12 protein-coding genes are annotated in these 17,832 nt (G+C 44.6%); all 12 read left to right on the top strand.

Translation table 11 applies throughout. From position 1 onward, the window contains the following. The coding region (locus tag PKX57_RS07945) for a thermonuclease family protein (protein WP_472416705.1) at window positions 1-629 on the top strand (629 nt) is incomplete at its 5' end. 353 nt (window positions 630-982) lie between these two features. Further along, window positions 983-1,456: a BREX-3 system P-loop-containing protein BrxF gene (brxF, locus tag PKX57_RS07940; RefSeq protein ID WP_472416703.1), complete on the top strand. Its 474-nt coding sequence runs from the start codon at window positions 983-985 to the stop codon at window positions 1,454-1,456. Between the two features lie 16 nt (window positions 1,457-1,472). Further along, entirely contained in the window at window positions 1,473-5,189 is a 3,717-nt protein-coding gene (locus tag PKX57_RS07935; RefSeq protein ID WP_472416701.1) for a DUF6079 family protein, read from the top strand. After that, window positions 5,189-8,005, top strand: a complete 2,817-nt coding sequence (locus PKX57_RS07930) for a DNA methyltransferase (protein WP_472416699.1) — start codon at window positions 5,189-5,191, stop codon at window positions 8,003-8,005. The genes PKX57_RS07935 and PKX57_RS07930 overlap by 1 nt, the downstream gene beginning before the upstream one ends. Before the next feature lie 6 nt (window positions 8,006-8,011). Then, window positions 8,012-8,752 carry a DUF3800 domain-containing protein gene (locus tag PKX57_RS07925; RefSeq protein WP_213921906.1) on the top strand — a complete coding sequence of 247 codons (741 nt, stop codon included), beginning with the start codon at window positions 8,012-8,014 and terminating at the stop codon, window positions 8,750-8,752. Window positions 8,753-8,889: 137 nt separating this feature from the next. Beyond that, window positions 8,890-11,649 carry a DEAD/DEAH box helicase gene (locus PKX57_RS07920; protein WP_472416697.1) on the top strand — a complete coding sequence of 920 codons (2,760 nt, stop codon included), beginning with the start codon at window positions 8,890-8,892 and terminating at the stop codon, window positions 11,647-11,649. 31 nt (window positions 11,650-11,680) lie between these two features. Beyond that, on the top strand, window positions 11,681-13,576 hold the full coding sequence (gene pglZ / locus PKX57_RS07915; protein ID WP_472416696.1) for a BREX-3 system phosphatase PglZ: 1,896 nt from the start codon (window positions 11,681-11,683) through the stop codon (window positions 13,574-13,576). 6 nt (window positions 13,577-13,582) lie between these two features. Continuing rightward, a complete protein-coding gene (locus tag PKX57_RS07910) occupies window positions 13,583-14,320 on the top strand; it encodes a hypothetical protein (protein WP_213921909.1) in 738 nt (245 codons plus the stop codon). Next, window positions 14,317-15,081 carry a hypothetical protein gene (locus PKX57_RS07905; protein WP_472416694.1) on the top strand — a complete coding sequence of 255 codons (765 nt, stop codon included), beginning with the start codon at window positions 14,317-14,319 and terminating at the stop codon, window positions 15,079-15,081. Before PKX57_RS07910 ends, PKX57_RS07905 begins: the two co-directional genes overlap by 4 nt. Next, window positions 15,041-16,216, top strand: coding sequence for an MBL fold metallo-hydrolase (locus PKX57_RS07900; RefSeq protein WP_213921911.1), 1,176 nt, complete (start codon window positions 15,041-15,043; stop codon window positions 16,214-16,216). Before PKX57_RS07905 ends, PKX57_RS07900 begins: the two co-directional genes overlap by 41 nt. Continuing rightward, window positions 16,210-17,193, top strand: coding sequence for a hypothetical protein (locus PKX57_RS07895; protein ID WP_472416692.1), 984 nt, complete (start codon window positions 16,210-16,212; stop codon window positions 17,191-17,193). The genes PKX57_RS07900 and PKX57_RS07895 overlap by 7 nt, the downstream gene beginning before the upstream one ends. Then, window positions 17,193-17,832 (top strand): Hsp70 family protein (locus PKX57_RS07890; RefSeq protein WP_472416690.1); only part of this gene is annotated, 640 nt, incomplete at its 3' end. The genes PKX57_RS07895 and PKX57_RS07890, both read left to right, overlap by 1 nt.

Below are 17,832 nucleotides of genomic sequence, written 5' to 3'. Positions count from 1 at the left end.
AATACGACGAATCTCTTCTCTTGAGCGTCATAGACGGGGATATGTTCACGCTGATCCGTCACAAGACCCTCAATCTCATCGAGGTCGTCCGTCTCATAGGGGCCGATGCTCCAGACAGCAAACATCCGGACGAAGCGGTTGCCCGTTTCGGATCGGAGTCCTCGGGTTTCGCGAAGCTGCTGCTTGAAGACAGGAAGGTCTTCCTCTCCTACGACGAGCTGCCCAGAGACAGCTACGGGCTGTATCTGGCCTATCTATGGATTCCGGTGAGCTACAAGGGCGAGACCTATAATGTCCTCTTCAACCTTCTCGCGATAGCCGGCGGATACGCTCGAGTCTATTCAATACACCCCTTCAAGGCCAGCTACATGGAGATATTCGCAGAAGCTGAAAGACTGGCAGGCCTGGACAAAAAGGGATTGTGGAGCGATGAAAACTTTTCCGCCACACCGCCCGAGCCCCTCTACGACCCGGTAGTGTACATAACGAATACCGGGGAGAAATACCACCAGTACCACTGCCAGCACCTGCTCCAGAGCAAGATGGCGATAAAATTGTCCGAGGCAGTTCGGATGGGCTACGAGCCATGCAGCGTCTGCAGGCCCGCTGTGGCGTATGTTGGGTATTGAGGCTTGAGTCTGTTTAATCAATCTGATCGAGGGGTCAGCACGAAAAGGATGTGGATATATATAAAAAATGGAGTCCCTATTTTCTGGGGCTGATTCTTCTCTAAGTTCCTTTCTTCCTATTTTAAATCTGAACGTGAAGGTATATTTTAAATTTCAAACTTATATGAGCTTCAATATATTTCTTAAATGTGGCAATATCTAAAGAAGAGTTATCGTTAGAATTTTCTCGCATTTAAGTCTCTATTTGGTTGAAATCACCTTTAATCGCTTTAGCAGGCTCCGAATCGGACTTTGTAACTGAGACCGAATGCTATAGTATTTACTTGTAAGACTCTTCATGGTGAGAGTGGCTTATGGGATATGTGGTGCAAAGTGACTATTCCTTTGTCAGGAATAGTCTTTTTAAACACCTTCAAGAAAAAATGATCGGTCTGTCATTTGTTACAGGCGGAAATGATTCATGCAGATCTTCTTTGTTCAAAGACATTGCCGCCGCAACGAACACTAATGTACTTAATCTCAGCTTTCTTCTGAGCAAAGAAATGAAAACCTTACCGAAAGCTGAAAGACCTCTACGGGCTTCTGGATTCTTGTCAGAACTTTTAAGCAATCACAAATCAATCATTTTTGATCATATAGAGCTCCTGTTCGATCCCCAACTAAAATTGAGAGCTCTCCACACTTTGCGACTACTTGCAAGGGGAAGATTTATTCTTGCTATTTGGCCGGGCAATATCGAAGGGAGCAAACTTACATATGCGAAAAGAGGACATCCAGAGTTCTTAGAAGAAGGGTTAGATGATGAAATTGTATTCAAAATAGAATGAGACAGGGGGTTATGAAATGCGATACGGTGATCTGATTCAATTTGAGCCGCTCGAATCGGTTATGCAGCTTAAAGAAACGGCGAGAGAAGAGCGTGCTCGGGACTTCATATCGACATACGTGATCTCCAGGCCCATGGCAGACAACTTGACGAAAGTCATCTTCAAAAATCTCCAGTTCTCCACTCCCGCTGATAGCAAAGGTATCTTCATAGTTGGAAACTACGGAACGGGAAAATCACATCTTATGGGCGTCATTGCTTCGGTTGCTGAAAATTCAGAGCTTCGGGAACTTCTTACAGATGAATCAGTAAGAGAGTCGGCCATTGAGATCGCCGGAAACTTCAAGGTAATTCGTTCTGAAATCGGTGCAACCGAAATGCCTTTGCGAGATATCATTCTATCTGAACTTAAAACTGAGCTTCACAAAATGGGAGTTGAATTCGACTTTCCACCAATAGATAAAGCTTCAAACAACAAAGAGACTCTAGAAGAAATGATGAGCAGCTTCTGCAAGAAGTTCCCTGACAAAGGTTTAATGATGGTTGTAGATGAGTTGCTTGATTATCTGCGAAACAGAAAGGAACAACTCATCCTGGACATGACTTTTCTAAGGGAAATTGGCGAATTCTGCAAAAACTCTCGTTTCAGATTCATTGCAGGGATTCAAGAGGCTCTCTATGATAATCCTACTTTTGAATTCGCTTCAGACGCTGTTCGTCGAGTCAAGGATCGTTTTATCGATGTAAGAATCGCAAGAGAGGACATAGAATTTGTAGTAGCAAACCGCCTGCTGAAAAAAACAGATTCACAAAAAGCAAAGGTAAGAGAACACCTTCAAAACTTCACAAAATACTACGGAACCATGAACGAGAAGCTTGACACATTTGTCAACCTCTTCCCGGTCCACCCCTCTTTCATTGGGATGTTTGAAAGGATTAGATTCATCGAGCATCGAGAAGTTCTTCAAACCCTGACGAAGGTCATGAGCGAACTCCTCGACAGGGAAGTCCCGGAAGGCGAACCCGGCATCGTCTCCTACGACACTTATTGGGACAGAATCAGCTCAAGGAGTGATCTGGTAACAGTGCCCGAGATAAGGTTGACAAAAGAGAAAAGCGAGGAACTCACGGAGAAGACGAAGGCAAACATTGACAAACACCATCTCGACAACGCTTTGCGAATCATCAAAACGCTTTCAGTTCATCGTCTCAGTACAAGCGACATAGATGTCAAAATAGGACCAACGGTGGATGAGTTGAGGGATGATCTTTTAATATTCAATCCCGCGATCGAAGATCTTGGCGGGGATCCAATGGATGATCTATCAACTATGATCGAAGGGATTCTGAAGAAGATCATAAACATCGTAAGCGGACAGTATGTGGCTTACATAAAAGAGAATGGACAATACTATCTCGACTTGAACAAAACGATAGACTTCAACAGCCAGATAGAAAAGAAGAGAGACACACTGGGCAACGAGACTTTCAACAGATACTATTTCACTGCTCTGGCAAAGCTCATGGAATGCTCCGACAAAACATATGTTCCTGGGCATAAAATCTGGCAATACGAGTTGATTTGGCAAAGCAAGAACACAACAAGATTTGGCTACCTGTTCTTTGGACAACCTAACGAGCGCTCCACCGCTCAACCCCCAAGAGACTTCTACATATACTTCCTTCCAATCTACAAAATCCATCCCTACAAGGATGAAGGTCGCGATGACGAAGTGTTTTTTGCTATAAACGATATTGATCGGGAATTCGAAGAAAACCTGAAGAATTACGCTGCCTCTATTGAACTGTCCCAGACGGCTGCGAGCTACAAGGAAACCTATCGCAGGATCTCGGATGGGTATGTCTCAAAACTGACAATGTGGCTCAATGAAAATCTAGCGTCTTCCTTTTCGGTAACTTATAAGAAATCGACAAAATCGATCCCTGAATCCTATGCCCTAAGAAACAAACCCTTCAGACAGCTGGAGGGATTCAAAGAGATAATAGATGATACATCTTCTTTGTTGCTAGACAGTCACTTCTCAGATACTGCTCTCGGTTATCCACAATTCCAAACGAAAGTTACCTCCCAGAATAGAAGCCAGCTAATCGAGTCGGTGATCAAAGGAATGACATCCGGAAACTTAACAAGACAGAACAAAGAGGTACTATCTTCTCTCGATCTCATAGATGAAAACGGCAAGATAACAACCGCGAAGTCGATTTATACAAAAGGAATCATGAGCAAGCTAACGGAAAAAGCCTCGGGCAGTGTACTAAATCGAAACGAGTTATTCGTGAGTACAGAGACCGGGGAATTCCTTATGCCTTATAGACTGGAACCGGAGTGGGCCTTCGTCTTGTTAGCCGTGATGCTTTACATGGGAGAGATCGAGTTATCTCTGGCCGGAGAACAAATCGACGCCAGTTCTTTCGAAAAGCTTATGAAATTGAAGCTGGAGGATTTGGTCAACTTCAGAAATATTCGACTCCCAAGGGACCTGCCCGTCTCTACCATAAAAGAGCTGTTCTACTTTCTTAAGATAAATGAAGGCCAGGTAAGTAACCTTCAGAACGGTGATCCGGCTCCGGTTGAAAACATGCTTCGAAGAGCCCAGAGTCATGCAGAAGAACTGGCCAAATTATCTGAAAGAATAAAGGGGGGCTTTTATTTCTGGGAAGAGCCTCTCATAACCACTCCAGAGCTTGAAAAGCACCTCGCTTCTATCAAAAAGCTGAGAGAGTTCTTCGATTCGCTCACAAAATATTCCACAGTGGGAAAGTTGAAAAACCTGCGGATCTCAAAAGAAGACATAGTCAATATGAGTAAAGAGTATGAAGGCGTCAGAAGAATCAAAGCGATCATTGAAATCACCGACGAACTGAACAGCGAGGTCAGTTATCTTCAAAGGGCGAAGGAGCAAATGATATCCTCCAGTCCCTGGCTAGAAGAGTATGAAAAGAAGAGAAAGGAAGCGCTGGCCATACTGAAAGACAAAGATCAGAAAACGTTGGAAGTGAAAAGAACGCTCAATAGTCTTCTTGGTGATCTTAAATTTGCTTATATAAAGGCATACATGGATTTGCACAGCAAAGCCCGGCTCGATGTTCAAAGAGATAAACAGAAAAGCAATCTTCTGAGCGACTATCGTTTCAGGACTTTGAACAAGCTCTCGACAATAGAGATGCTATCAAAACAACAGCTGGAAGAACTGACAAATAAAATCACAAGACTTAAGACCTGTTACGGGCTTACGGAAAGCTCCCTGGAAAAGTCTCCTTTCTGCCCTACCTGCGAATTCAAACCAGCAATGGAAAGCAGCGACAATCGCGAGCCCGAGCTGGTGCTCGATGGTCTTGATCGAGAACTAGACGGGATCTTTGACAGCTGGAAGAAAACGATCCTAGCAAATCTGAAAGACCCTGTGGTAAGTGAAAACATAGAACTCCTTGAACCGGGGGGGAAATCACTGATCGAAAAATTCATTGATGCAAAACAACTGAAAGAAGAGCTCGTCAACAACCCGGCTTTCACAAAAGCTCTAACCGAAGTCTTCTCGACTCTTGAGAAGATAGAGCTCACCACCGAAGAACTTCAGGAAAGGCTCTTCGGCGATCACGCCCCAAAGACACCGCAAGAGATGCGTAAACGCTTTGAAGAATTGATTGAAGAAAAGACCAGAGGCAAAGATGTAAACAAAGTCAGAATAATTCTCAAAGAAGGTGAAAAGTAATGGAGAACAACAGGCTATTCGACGACAATGCAAATAAAGGGCCCGTTGAGTGCCTGGGGCTGACTTTCTCTAATGATGAAGATAGACGGAAGTACTTCAGGGATAAGCTGAAAGAGAAGCTAAGAGACCCTGAGTTCAGGAAGATAGAAGGCTTCCCTAAGGGAAGCGACGAGGACATACTGAACCTTTCCGATCCGCCATACTATACGGCCTGTCCGAATCCATTCATAGACGATTTCATAAGGCATTACGGAAAACCTTACGATCCCGAAGAGAAGTATTCTAGAGAGCCCTTTGCAGCAGACGTCAGCGAGGGAAAGAACGACCCGATATACAACGCTCATTCATACCACACCAAAGTTCCTCATAAGGCGATAATGCGCTATATATTGCATTATACAGAGCCTGGAGATGTAGTATTCGACGGCTTCTGCGGCACTGGAATGACTGGAGTAGCTGCCCAGATGTGCGGAAGCAAAGAGGCCGTCGAATCGCTTGGCTATGAAGTCAGAAAGGACGGAACTATACTGGATGAATCGGGGAAGCCTTTCTCGAAACTGGGCGCCAGATACGCAGTGTTGAACGATCTCTCACCGGCTGCGACCTTCATCGCCTACAACTACAACACTCCAGTCGATGCAAAGGCCTTCGAAAGAGAGGCGAAGAAAATTCTGAAAGAAGTCGAAGAGGAGTGCGGCTGGATGTACTACACGCTCTCTTCAGAGAAGGCTGAAGATATTGAAAGGGCCAAGAAGCTTCTCTCAGAACAAGGCAAAGACTTCACGAAGGAACTGCTCTCTTGGGGAAGGATCAACTACACCGTCTGGTCGGATGTCTTTTCCTGCCCCGAATGTGGCGGTGAGATTATCTTCTGGGAAGCTGCGGTGGATAAGGAAGAGGGGAAGGTTAGATCCGAGTTTTCCTGTCCTCACTGCGGTGCATCGTTAACGAAGAAAAGAATGGATAGGGTTATAGAAACGAAGTTCGATCCAGCCATAGGCGAGACCGTGAAGCAGGCGAAGCAGATCCCCGTACTGATTAACTACTCAATAGGCAAGAAACGTTACGAGAAGACACCCGATGAATTCGATCTGGCACTCATCGAGTACATAGAGAAGAGCGAGATACCCTATTGGTATCCAACTCACAGAATCCCGAAAGGCGACAAGACTGGAGACCCGTTCTCAGTAGGTATCACTCATGTCCACCACTTCTACACGAAGAGAAACCTGTGGGTGTTGTCGGCCATTAGCAAGAGTTACTGTAGGCATCTACAGACGAAACTTCTCAATCAGTCAATAGTATCTACTTTGACTTCAAATCTTGTAAGATATAATCAGGGACATAGAGGTAATGGACCACTTAACGGCACTCTCTATGTTCCGTCCTTAATTGCTGAGTCTAATGTTTTCAAAGCGTTTTTGGGAAAAATGTCTAACTTTGCAAGCGCATTTCTCTCAGACAGTTATTCATCTGTTGCTTGCCAGAGCACTACTCAGGAAATTTCACCTTCGAAGTCAGTGGACTACATCTTCACCGATCCTCCCTTCGGCGGAAACCTAATGTATTCCGAGCTCAACTTCCTCTGGGAGTCCTGGCTGAAGGTTTTCACTAACAACAAACCGGAAGCGATAATGAACAAGGTTCAGCAGAAAGGACTTCTCGAGTATCAAGAGCTTATGACCCGTTGCTTCGAAGAGTATTACAGAGTATTGAAACCGGGACGGTGGATGACCGTCGAGTTCCACAATTCCCAGAACAGTGTATGGAACGCAATACAGGAGGCTATCCAGCGAGCCGGTTTTGTGATAGCCGATGTGCGAACGCTCGACAAGCAGCAGGGAACATTCAAACAGGTTACAAGCACCGGCGCAGTCAAGCAAGACCTCATTATCTCGGCATACAAGCCAAATGGAGGACTCGAAGAGAGGTTCAGGCTCGAAGCAGGAACGGAAGAAGGAGTCTGGGACTTCGTTCGGGGGCACTTGAAGAGACTGCCCGTCTTCACGGAAAAGAACGGCTCATCCGAACTTATAGTAGAGAGAACGGATTATCTGCTATACGACAGAATGATCGCCTTTCACATCCAGCGGGGTCGATCGATACCCATGACCGCCGCGACCTTTTACAACGGTTTGCGCCAGAGGTTCCCCGAGAGGAATGGAATGTTCTTCCTGCCAGACCAGATCAACGAATACGATCTAAAGAGCATATCGGTCAGCGAGCTCCGCCAGATCTCTCTCTTCGTCACCGATGAAGATTCGGCGATCCAGTGGCTCAGGCTCCAGCTCCAGAACAAGCCGCAGACCTTTCAGGAGCTTCAGCCACAGTTCATGCCGATCTCGCGCGGCTGGGCTAAGCACGAGAAGGAGATAGAACTCAAGGAACTTCTCGAAGACAATTTCTTGAAATACGACTGTATCGGACCAGTGCCCGCCCAGATCTGGAGCTGGTTGCTGAAGAGCTCGAAGATGAGAGAGAAGATGAAAGAGCTGACTCCTGAAACCGCAGACAGCTCTCTGAAATCCGAAGCGAGAGATAGATGGTACGTACCGGATCCAGCGAGGGCGCAGGATCTTGAAAGAGTTAGAGAAAAGGGGCTCCTCAAGGAGTTCGAAGAGTACAGAAACCACGTGGGCAAAAAGCTTCGCGTCTTCAGAACGGAGGCCGTGAGGACCGGCTTCAAGAAACTCTGGAGCGAGAAAGACTACAGGGGAATAATCCAGGTAGCAGAAAAACTCAGTGAAAAAGTTATACAGGAAGACCCGAAACTGCTCATGTACTACGACAACGCCCTGACCCGCCTCGGAGAGTAAGAGGCTATGAAGTATATATTCTCTGACGAATACGGAACACCAAGCTATAAAGGGATTGATCGCGATGACAATAAAGTGTTTTTTCTATCGGCAGTAGTCGTGGACCCGTTTGATTACCCGGAGTTTATTCGCAGCTTGACGGACTTCAAGGTGAAATGGTTCGGGGACAAGGCCGAGTTTTGCCTTCACTTCAAAGAGATATCTAGAAAAGAGAGGATATACAGATTCCTAAACAACGAGCAAAATGAAATCAGCTTCCACAAAGATTTGTTCGAGGTGATTTCTATTCTTAGGTTCAGCTTCTTAGGAGCGTTTATCAACAAGGCAGACATACTCCATCGCTACAAGCAGAATATTCATCCCTATTTGGCTTCAATACAGCTAATTGCAAACATATTGCTCGATTTGTCGGAAAGAGAGTTCCAATGGATATTCGAAAGTAGAAAGTCTTTTGAGGATAGGCTATATGCCGATTCAATAGGAAATCTGAGTATTATGGGAGTGACCACTACACAGTTGCAGTTTTCTCAAGATCATAGATTCGGGGATTTGAAAGTTAGAACGCAGTTCAGAAGAAAGGAAGAGAGGATTGCAGGTCTGGAAGTAGCCGATATTCTTGCATTCGCCATAGGAAGTAGTATAAGAAAAGGAGTCTTAAGAAAACCACTGTGGCCATTCGCTTCACGAATATTCGAGCTGATCAAAGAAGAGAAATCATTGATTGAATATCCCTATGTTGTCCTTTAATAGTCGGAAAGGCTAAAAAGTTAAGCGGAGCCCTTTGCCTGCTCCGCCCACGGGGACACCCCCATGCATAAGAATTATAACATTGTGGCATACGGAATGTCAATACTTTGGTGCATATACAGGAAACGGAGCGTCTTATGAACGAGAAGTGGTACTGGCTGGAAAGTGAAAAGAAGCTCTGTATGCTCCTTGAAAGCAAGGAGCTCTGGGGCTACAAGACATCGAAGATCTGGATTCCCGGGGAAGAAAGGGTAGTTCAGGTATCCTCCGATCAGTTAAAGCCCGGCGAAGAGGCAAAAGCCCTTTTTTCTGGAGATTTCATATCTTACGCCGCCGCTTCGGGCAAACTGCTGAACGCCTTCAATTCGGCAGATATTCTTCTGGCGCCAATGAATTCAGCCGTCTTGCCGCTCCCTCACCAGATCCACGCCCTTCAGAGAGCTCTTTTCGGAGAAAAAATCCGTTTTCTTCTCGCCGACGAGGTGGGCCTGGGAAAAACCATCGAGGCGGGCCTGATCATTCAGGAACTGAAGCTTCGGGGAGTTGTAAAACGCGTGTTGATTGTGGCTCCTAAAGGGCTTATAAGTCAATGGGAGAGCGAGATGAAACTTAAATTCAGCGAGGATTTCAAGCTGGTAATACCTTCCGAGCTCTCGGCTTTCAAGAAACTATCGGGAGTTCAAAACGCCTGGGAGCTATTCGATCAGGTGATCTGTCCTATCGATTCCGTCAAACCCATTTATTCCCGCCAGGGCTGGAGCAACGAGAGACTCCAGGAATACAATCAAGAGAGGTTTCTCGATCTTGTCAATGCCGGCTGGGATCTGATAGTTGTGGATGAGGCTCACAAACTCGGAGGGACCAATTCGCAAGTCGCTAGACACAGGCTCGGGCAGAGCCTTGCGCAGGCAGCGCCGTATATCTTGCTTCTTTCAGCGACGCCTCATCAGGGAAAAAGTGACGCCTTTCTCAGGCTTATGTCTCTTCTCGACCCGATTGCTTTCACTTCAGAGGATGAACTCGACAGAGATACGGTCTCGGAGTATGTTCTTAGAACGGAAAAGCGAAAGGCAATAGACATTGAGGGAAAGCCGCTCTTCAAGAAGAGAAACACAAGTCTGGTTCCTGTCTATTTCGGCGAGAAGTCTGAAAGGCAGAAGCTACTGTATGAAGCGGTAACGGCATATGTAAGAGAGGGCTACAGAAGGGCTCTAAATCAGAAACAGAATTACATAGGATTTTTGATGCTTCTTATGCAGAGACTGGTCGCTTCTTCCACAGCAGCCATTGCCAGAGCTCTTGAAAAAAGACTGGAAGCGCTTTCCGATACAGACGATCAAATGACACTTCCGCTGGATCTGGACAGCTTTTCTTTCGCAGAATTTGAAGAGATGAACAACAGCGAGGAGATCGGTTTTCCCGGGATATTCAAAGTAAAACCATTCGTAAATGAGGCTGAGAGAGTTCGCTATCTTTTGGGACTGGCCAGAGCCGTTGAATTCGAAGAGAACGATGCCAAGGCTCTGAAGTTGCTGGAGATAATTCAGACGATAAGAATGGAGGAGATGAATCCCGAAGTCAAGATACTGATTTTCACAGAATTCGTCGCAACCCAGAAGATGCTCCAGAAATTTCTCGAAGAGAGAGGTTTCTCGGTTTGCATTCTAAACGGTTCGATGAGTTTAGAAGAAAGGCTAAAGGCTCAAAGATCCTTTGCGAAGAAAGCCCAGATATTGATTTCTACCGATGCGGGAGGAGAGGGACTCAATCTTCAGTTCTGCCATGTCGTGGTGAATTACGATATGCCATGGAACCCGATGAAGATAGAGCAGAGAATAGGCCGCGTGGATAGGATAGGTCAAAGCCTGGATGTGAAGGCCTTCAATCTGGCGATAGAGTCAACGGTGGAATTCAGAGTAATCGAAGTCATTCAGAGAAAATTGCAGGTTATTCTCGACGAGTTCGGTGTTGACAAGACCGGCGATGTTCTCGACTCTACAGAGGCGGCCGATCTCTTTGACGATATCTTCGTAACCGCGATAGCGGATCCGGAGAATCTTGAAAAACAGATCGACAGCTCGCTCGAAAGGATAAGGCAGCAGATCCTGCTTTCAAAGGAAAGCGGTCGAGTTCTTCCAGCAGACAGTTCGATCGGACCGGAAGAAGTGCGCAGGCTGATAAATCAACCTGTCCATTACTGGCTCGAAAGGGCGGTTGTATCCTTCGTTAGGAGTAAAGAGGGGAAGGCAGTTCCGCTGGGGGACAACTGGAAAGTAAGCATACCCGGCGAGATAGATGAGGAGCTGGTGAGTTTTTCCCGCAACGACGATCCGGATCTTAGAACGATAACATTCAACGATCCTTTGGTCAGATCCATTGTCAAAGAGATTCCACAGTTTCCTGAAGGGTTGCCTGTTCCGATAGCGAGTATTCGCAGCATTCCGAAAGGCATCACCGGCATCTGGTCGCTCTGGAGAGTTACGGCGCATGGTTCAAAGTACGATCTTCAAAGGGTCTTGCCGGTCTTCGTGAACGAGTTGGGAGAGTTGCTTCACAGATCGGCCGATCTGATCTGGATGAGGTTGATCGAGGGTGAAATCTCCGTGATTTCCCTCGAGGTTATCGAGGGAATCTACGAAACAGCCGAAAGGAGATTGAAAGAGACTTTCGATGAGTTGAAGAGCATCTACTATAGCAGAGTTGAAAAGGAGAGGAACAGGAAGAGAGACTGGTTCAGGATAAGAAGAAGGCTTGCAGAGAGATCGGGTCTTTCACAGGTGATAGATTACAGAGTCCGTAAAATCGACAGGGAATTTGAAGAATGGAGCTCTCAAGAAGAGACGATCATTCCTCAGATTGATCTTTTGCTGGCCCTGGTAATTAAGGGGGAAGTGTGAATTGTATTCCCTGAACGAACGGATTGTACAGATGATTCTCAGCCCGGGGAAGGACTCTCTAATAGTCGAGGACCAGGACAGGCTGGTCGATAGGGAAATCGTGGAGAGAGTTTTAGAGAGAGGATATTCCGTCGTTGAATTTGAAGATTCAATCGTTTTCAGATACATCTATGAAACCGGGTACAGGGAACAGGACAAGAAACTCATAGTAATTACAAGAGAAACTCCTGCCGAAGAGCTTCCTTTTGATATTTATTCTTCCTTTTACACGGTCGAAGTCTCTATCAACACGCTTTTTCCGAAATTTAGTAGAACCGCTCTTGAGGTACTTGACAAGCTTGAACTTGAAAGGCTGTATGAAACTTACAGCGATGATCTTGATTTCCTTTCGACGAGAGAGACGAAGGAATTCATCTTGAAACGAATCTACGAGTTCGACCCTGCCAGGCGGTATGAGCTTTCGCAGTTGATTGCATGGCTCATGAAGCTCCACTATAACAGGATCCAAATGCGAGATGAACTCATTGATCTTGTCATGGAGATCGCCGGGCATAAAGGGTACGATGAACTTCTAGATTTAAAGAAAATGCTCCTGCATAGGGAGAGCTTCTTCGAGTTTCTTCAGGAGAGATGGCCGGTATTCCTGAGAAATTACGGAAAATTCGTAACGAATGAAGAAAGCAAGGCGTTTTTCAGGCATAAAGGCCCCGCTTCTCTGCCTTTCGACGAGCCTGCAATAAAGGTCTATGTAGATACGATGTTTGCAGAGGGACTTCTGAAAGCAGTACCAGTAGATGATCCGGTCAAGTTCGGGAAGTCCTGGATGGTGATAGGGGTCGATGGGGCCGGTTCGGAGCGGATCAGGTTCGGAAAACTGGCAAAGATTGCCACTGACTCTCTACCAAGAACGGCTGCAAATTTTAGTGACTGGCTTGGTTTCGCCTGGCGATGGGCAGAACTGAATCTTGTTGCTTGCTCTATTTCGCTTGAAGAGAGCGACTTATCCATATTGGGAAGTATAACCACTCTTGTGGATTCCAGCTTTGAAAACTGGATGAGAGAAGAGTACGGAAGGCTTCTCACAGTTTCTTCGAAGTTCCCGGTAACGGTAAGAGATACTTTGAGCTGGACAAGCAAGATACTGCATGGGACTGGAAAAGTAGCACTCATTGTAATCGACGGTATGTCTCTTCTTCAGTGGTCTAGACTCTCGCGTCAGCTTGGCGATCTCTCATTTGTACAGCAGACGGCTTTTGCTATGATCCCTACCATCACATCGGTATCCAGGCAGGTAATCTTCTCAGGCTTGCTCCCAATGGATCTAAACAATCTGACCAACAATTCGGCCGAACCAAAACTCTGGCAGCGGGCATGGATCGATAGAGGCTTTAATGAAAGGGATATCTCCTATATAAACAAGGCCGATAATCAACTGATTAAGGCTGTGAAAAACTCTATAGAAGACGGGCAAAGGATCATAGGAATTGTTATTAGAGAAGTGGATGAAAAGTCTCACGCTGAGAATATTGGTATGAGATCTCTTCTGGCTGTCACGGATATCTGGCTTAAAGAAAGCTGCTTTCTAGATCTTTGTGATCTTTTACTTGCAAAGGGGTACGAAGTAATCCTTACCAGCGATCACGGAAACGTTGAAGCTAAGGGAATCGGTAATCCATCGGAAGGATTGATCGCCGAAACCAGGGGCGAAAGGGTGAGAATCTACAGCGATTCCTTCTTAAGACGCAGAATACACTCCCAATACCCCGATTCAATTGAATGGATTACGGCAGGGCTTCCCCAAAACTATCTTCCCTTGATTGCGCGAGGAAGAAGGGCTTTCACAACAGTTAATTCAGCTGTTGTTTCTCACGGAGGTTTGACACTTGAAGAAGTCATCGTTCCACTAATCAGACTCAGGAAAGGATGAAATGAATTGACGAAGCTGCTTGGATTCGATAGACAAATAAAGAAGGAATGGCTCGATATTACTATGGAACTACTTGTCGAAGGTAAGAATATTCGAGAGATAAGAGAACAACAAGAGCGATTCATGGCAGTCGATTTGCCCGGTAAAGATGCCAGAAGAAAGACCAGACTCGTTATTTCCAGAATCTGGCTAGACAACAATCGCAATCTGGTCATTCTGAGAAGAAAGGTGCTTGAGATTCTCAAAGAGAATCCAGAGATAGATACAAGAATCTTTCACTGGGGAATGAGCCTGGCAACTTATCCTTTCTTCAGAGACATCGCCGCAATATGTGGCAGACTCATCGCTCTGCAGGGGTATGTCAAGGTCTCTCAAGTTCACGACAGAATAAGCAAAATCTGGGGAGAGAGATCAACACTTACCAGAGCATGTTCAAGGGTAATTCAAACTATGAAACTATGGGGGACGATAGAGAACACAGAGAGATCAGCCCTCTATACAACCAACGAAAGAAACGCGATAGCCGTAGAGAGACAGAGTGAGACAACATGGCTCATTCAAAGCCTGCTTTATGGCAAAGAGAGCAGATCTATTGCCATTGAAGAAATCGAAAGAACTCCAGAACTGTTTCCTTTCAAGATCGAAGCCAGGTTAGATTCACTCATCGTCTCAGACGAAATTGAAGTGTCCAGACAGGGTCTAAAAATGAACTTGATTACGCTCAAAAAGTTGGTGCGTGAATGAACACAGACAAACTGAACTCTCTTGCAGAAATAACCGCCGAGTACTGCCGTGAGAAGCTTGATCTGGATTCTGTAGAGCTTGGATGTGAATACAGGTATCCGAATTTGCCTTTATGTATAATCGATACCGTTTTCTCAATAGGCGTGAGTTACGTTTCTACAAGTAACACAGTAAATAGATTCTGCAAATTTCTGGGCACTGAAAGCACTTATGAATCGTTCTCTGTTTCATCCTTCCTTTCGCTGTATCACAAGTATTCACCACAAAGAATGGCAGCAGAAGTGTTCGGAAACAAGCAACGAACCTCAACAGTCAACGGAATACTGAAAGCTGAAGCTGTCAGAAGGTTCTCTGAAGCTGTGAGAGATCAGAAGGTTGAGTATTTGAAGAATGCGATCTCTTTAGTGGATAATGCAGAGTTTGAAAACTCGATAGTCAGCATCCCGGGGCAAAGAAGTGGAATATCCCTTAGATACTTCTATATGCTTATCGGTTCTAGTGACTTCGTGAAACCCGATAGAATGATCTTAAGATTCCTTCAATCCGCTACTGGCTGTGAAAGTATAACTCCTGATCTCGCATGCAAAATAGTCCAGTCAGCTTGTAAATTACTCAGAGAATCGTTTCCAAACATGACGCCCAGATTGTTGGATAACACTATCTGGAGATTTCAAAGAAAAGTGCCAAGGGAAAATGCTGGTATAAACAAAAGGGGGTGTCATGAAGGAGTTTTCTTTCATTCCATTAGGCGGTGCCAATAGTATAGGTGAGAGCTGCTCTCTCTTTGAGGTAGGCAACGCTAGAATACTTGTTGATGTAGGTTTAGGTTTCCAAGAGAGGCCGTTTCCAAATAATTTGATTTCAAGAATTGATAAGACCTTAAATGGTCTCGGAAATCTTGACCTGGTTCTCATAACGCATGCGCACAGGGATCATCTAGGTTCGATACTGAAGCTAATGGCGAATGGTTATAAGGGGTACATTTACTCTTCTAAAATAACAAGACAACTGGCTAAGTATGTATTCGATGACATCATCTCTGATGACCTTCCAAACAGAGAGATTGCTGACTTATATGCTCATTACGCATCTTATATGTATCAACAATGGCATTCGTTTGATCTTGGAGATCGTTTAGATATTAAAGACATAACTATCTGGCCTTTTAATGCCGGGCATATTGCTGGTTCATTTGGATATGTTATAGAGTATGACAGCTCATCCATAGTGATAACGGGCGACGCATCGCTTTATCCGAATCTATCTTCGGGAATCATGAATTTTCCTAATGTTGAGAATTGCGAGCTTCTGATTTGTGACGGAACTGCTGTAAATAAGATGGGAACAGACTTTCTATCTGACGAGGCGGTTGTTGATGCTGTTGAGATTTCTCTAGATAAAGTAGAGAAGGTTATTTTCCCTTGTGTTGCATTGGGAAAAGATGTCGAAACTCTTCTCAGGTTGGAAAGAGAAATTATAAGGAGAAAGAAGAGCTTTGACATTTTTGCTTCCAAATCTACTTTCGAAATAGCTTCGGTAATTGGACTGGGAAGGAATTTGTCTAAAATGAAATGTAAAGTTGCCGAATTGAAAGAAATAACTTCTCCAGGAATATTTGTCGGAAGAGTTCCCAAATCGTTCCGTATGTCGAAAGCATCATACTATGACTATCTGGATATCTTACCTTCAAAGAAATCGCCTAGATTACATTACTTTAGTATTGGAACACATCTGAATTCAGCACAGATAGAACTTCTTGTTGATTTCACAAAACCCAAAAGAATAGTCTTTGTCCACACTCTAGAGAGAAACATCAACAATAGTAAACTCAGATCTCCAAATTTATCTATTGCTAAAGAACTCAGAAGATACGGAAGAGGTGATTATTCATGGTAAATGAAAGGCTGACAATATTCAGCAGAGCTGTTAACGATGTACATACCTTTATGAAGACTCCTCGCTCTAGAAAAGGTTCCTATGGTAGTAGTAAACACGATTACTCTAAGGAAGTCGAGGCCGCAATTACAATTAGTAAGATAACTTATCCACTAGACTTCGATGATATTATCAAGCAACTTGAGCAAATCGGTATTCGTGATTCCAAAGCATTTCTTTACTTCAACTTCAAGATTGTCAGCTCACAATATTTATCTGGAGTAGTTAAGAAGGCTCAAGAAGCTTCCGCTTACTTTCTAGGTCTGCTGAATGGTAATGATACCGACGGAGAAATGAACTCAAAGCTTATAGATATGCGTCGCGATGACAAGCTCTTCTATAGGCTCGTTGGAGCAATAGTATCTGACAAGCTTGGTTCGGAAGATCAAGTCAGCACAACTGTTAGGAAATTTGACGAAATCCAGTTGAATTCAGGTCACTCCTTGATTCAGAGAGTGTTCAGGGAATTTGTGGTTAATTTAGCGCAGATTACAGAGAAGAAATTCAACACAGGAAGAATAATTACAGACAATCTGGAAAAAGAGATATCAGAGCTAACCGAAAAATTGAGTAGCGAGCAAGAGGATATTAGAAAGGAGGTTCTAATATCTCTGTACAAAAGCATAAACAATGAAAACACGGATTTTATTCTGGATAGATTGGTTGACTACACTAATGCGGAAAGCAACTTGGTAATAGATACAGTTGCTATGAAAGTTATGTTCAGTAATCTACTTAAAGGGTTCCAGAAAATCGGAATTGAACATTTCGGCAAGCCGGGGAAAGAAGTAACGAGCACAAGTATAGATCCAATGAGTTGTTTTTGTGATGATGAAATAAAACCTGAAAACAAGTATGTCGTAAAAAAGACTGGCTGGAAAGTCAAGGATACGATTGTGAGAGAAGCTACGATTGAATCTATAAGAGGTGATATCTAATGATATATCTTGGTATAGACCTCGGTACTTCAAATACAGCCGTGTCATGGTTCAACGCTTCTAGAGGCAAATCATTGGAGTTCAAACTCGATCAGATGGGAATAGGCGGCGTAAAGACAAAAGAGAAGACCATTCCTTCCGCTATATTGGTTCAAGAAAATGAGACTTTTCTGTTTGGGAAATACGCATCTCAACAAGCGATGGAAAACCAACCGGGTAATGTCGCGAAATCCTGGAAGCTGCTTCTCGGGTCAGAAATGAAGATGGTGGTAAGAGGAAGAGAATACGATCCGGAATACTTCCCCAAAATTCTGCTTGAGTTCATAAGAAGAGAGGTTGAGAAGTATTTTCAGGAACCTGTTGAATCGGCTATTTTCACACTCCCTGCGTCGGCCAGTACTTCAATGAGAGAAGCTTTACAAAGAGCAATATTGGAAGCTGGCTTTAGAACGGATGTCGGAATTCTTTTTCTTGATGAACCAACTGCAGCGCTTCAATACTTTCTTCAACTTCAGAGGTTGGGAGAGATCCCTGAATCCTTACTTGATTTGACACGTCCAAAGAACGTAATGGTTTACGATATAGGAGCCGGTACCGTCGATGTGACAATTAACAAAGTCTACCTGAACGAATTCCAAA

The sequence above is a fragment of the Mesotoga sp. genome, assembly GCF_035363035.1.
In the GTDB taxonomy this organism is placed as follows: domain Bacteria; phylum Thermotogota; class Thermotogae; order Petrotogales; family Kosmotogaceae; genus Mesotoga.
This window is presented reverse-complemented; position numbering and strand designations above follow the sequence as displayed.

Coding starts and splice junctions, on each gene's coding strand:
- pglZ (WP_472416696.1), top strand. CDS start 11,681: ATGATTCTCAGCCCGGGGAAGGACTCTCTAATAGTCGAGGACCAGGAC.
- PKX57_RS07905 (WP_472416694.1), top strand. CDS start 14,317: ATGAACACAGACAAACTGAACTCTCTTGCAGAAATAACCGCCGAGTAC.
- PKX57_RS07895 (WP_472416692.1), top strand. CDS start 16,210: ATGGTAAATGAAAGGCTGACAATATTCAGCAGAGCTGTTAACGATGTA.
- brxF (WP_472416703.1), top strand. CDS start 983: ATGGGATATGTGGTGCAAAGTGACTATTCCTTTGTCAGGAATAGTCTT.
- PKX57_RS07920 (WP_472416697.1), top strand. CDS start 8,890: ATGAACGAGAAGTGGTACTGGCTGGAAAGTGAAAAGAAGCTCTGTATG.
- PKX57_RS07930 (WP_472416699.1), top strand. CDS start 5,189: ATGGAGAACAACAGGCTATTCGACGACAATGCAAATAAAGGGCCCGTT.
- PKX57_RS07925 (WP_213921906.1), top strand. CDS start 8,012: ATGAAGTATATATTCTCTGACGAATACGGAACACCAAGCTATAAAGGG.
- PKX57_RS07935 (WP_472416701.1), top strand. CDS start 1,473: ATGCGATACGGTGATCTGATTCAATTTGAGCCGCTCGAATCGGTTATG.
- PKX57_RS07900 (WP_213921911.1), top strand. CDS start 15,041: ATGAAGGAGTTTTCTTTCATTCCATTAGGCGGTGCCAATAGTATAGGT.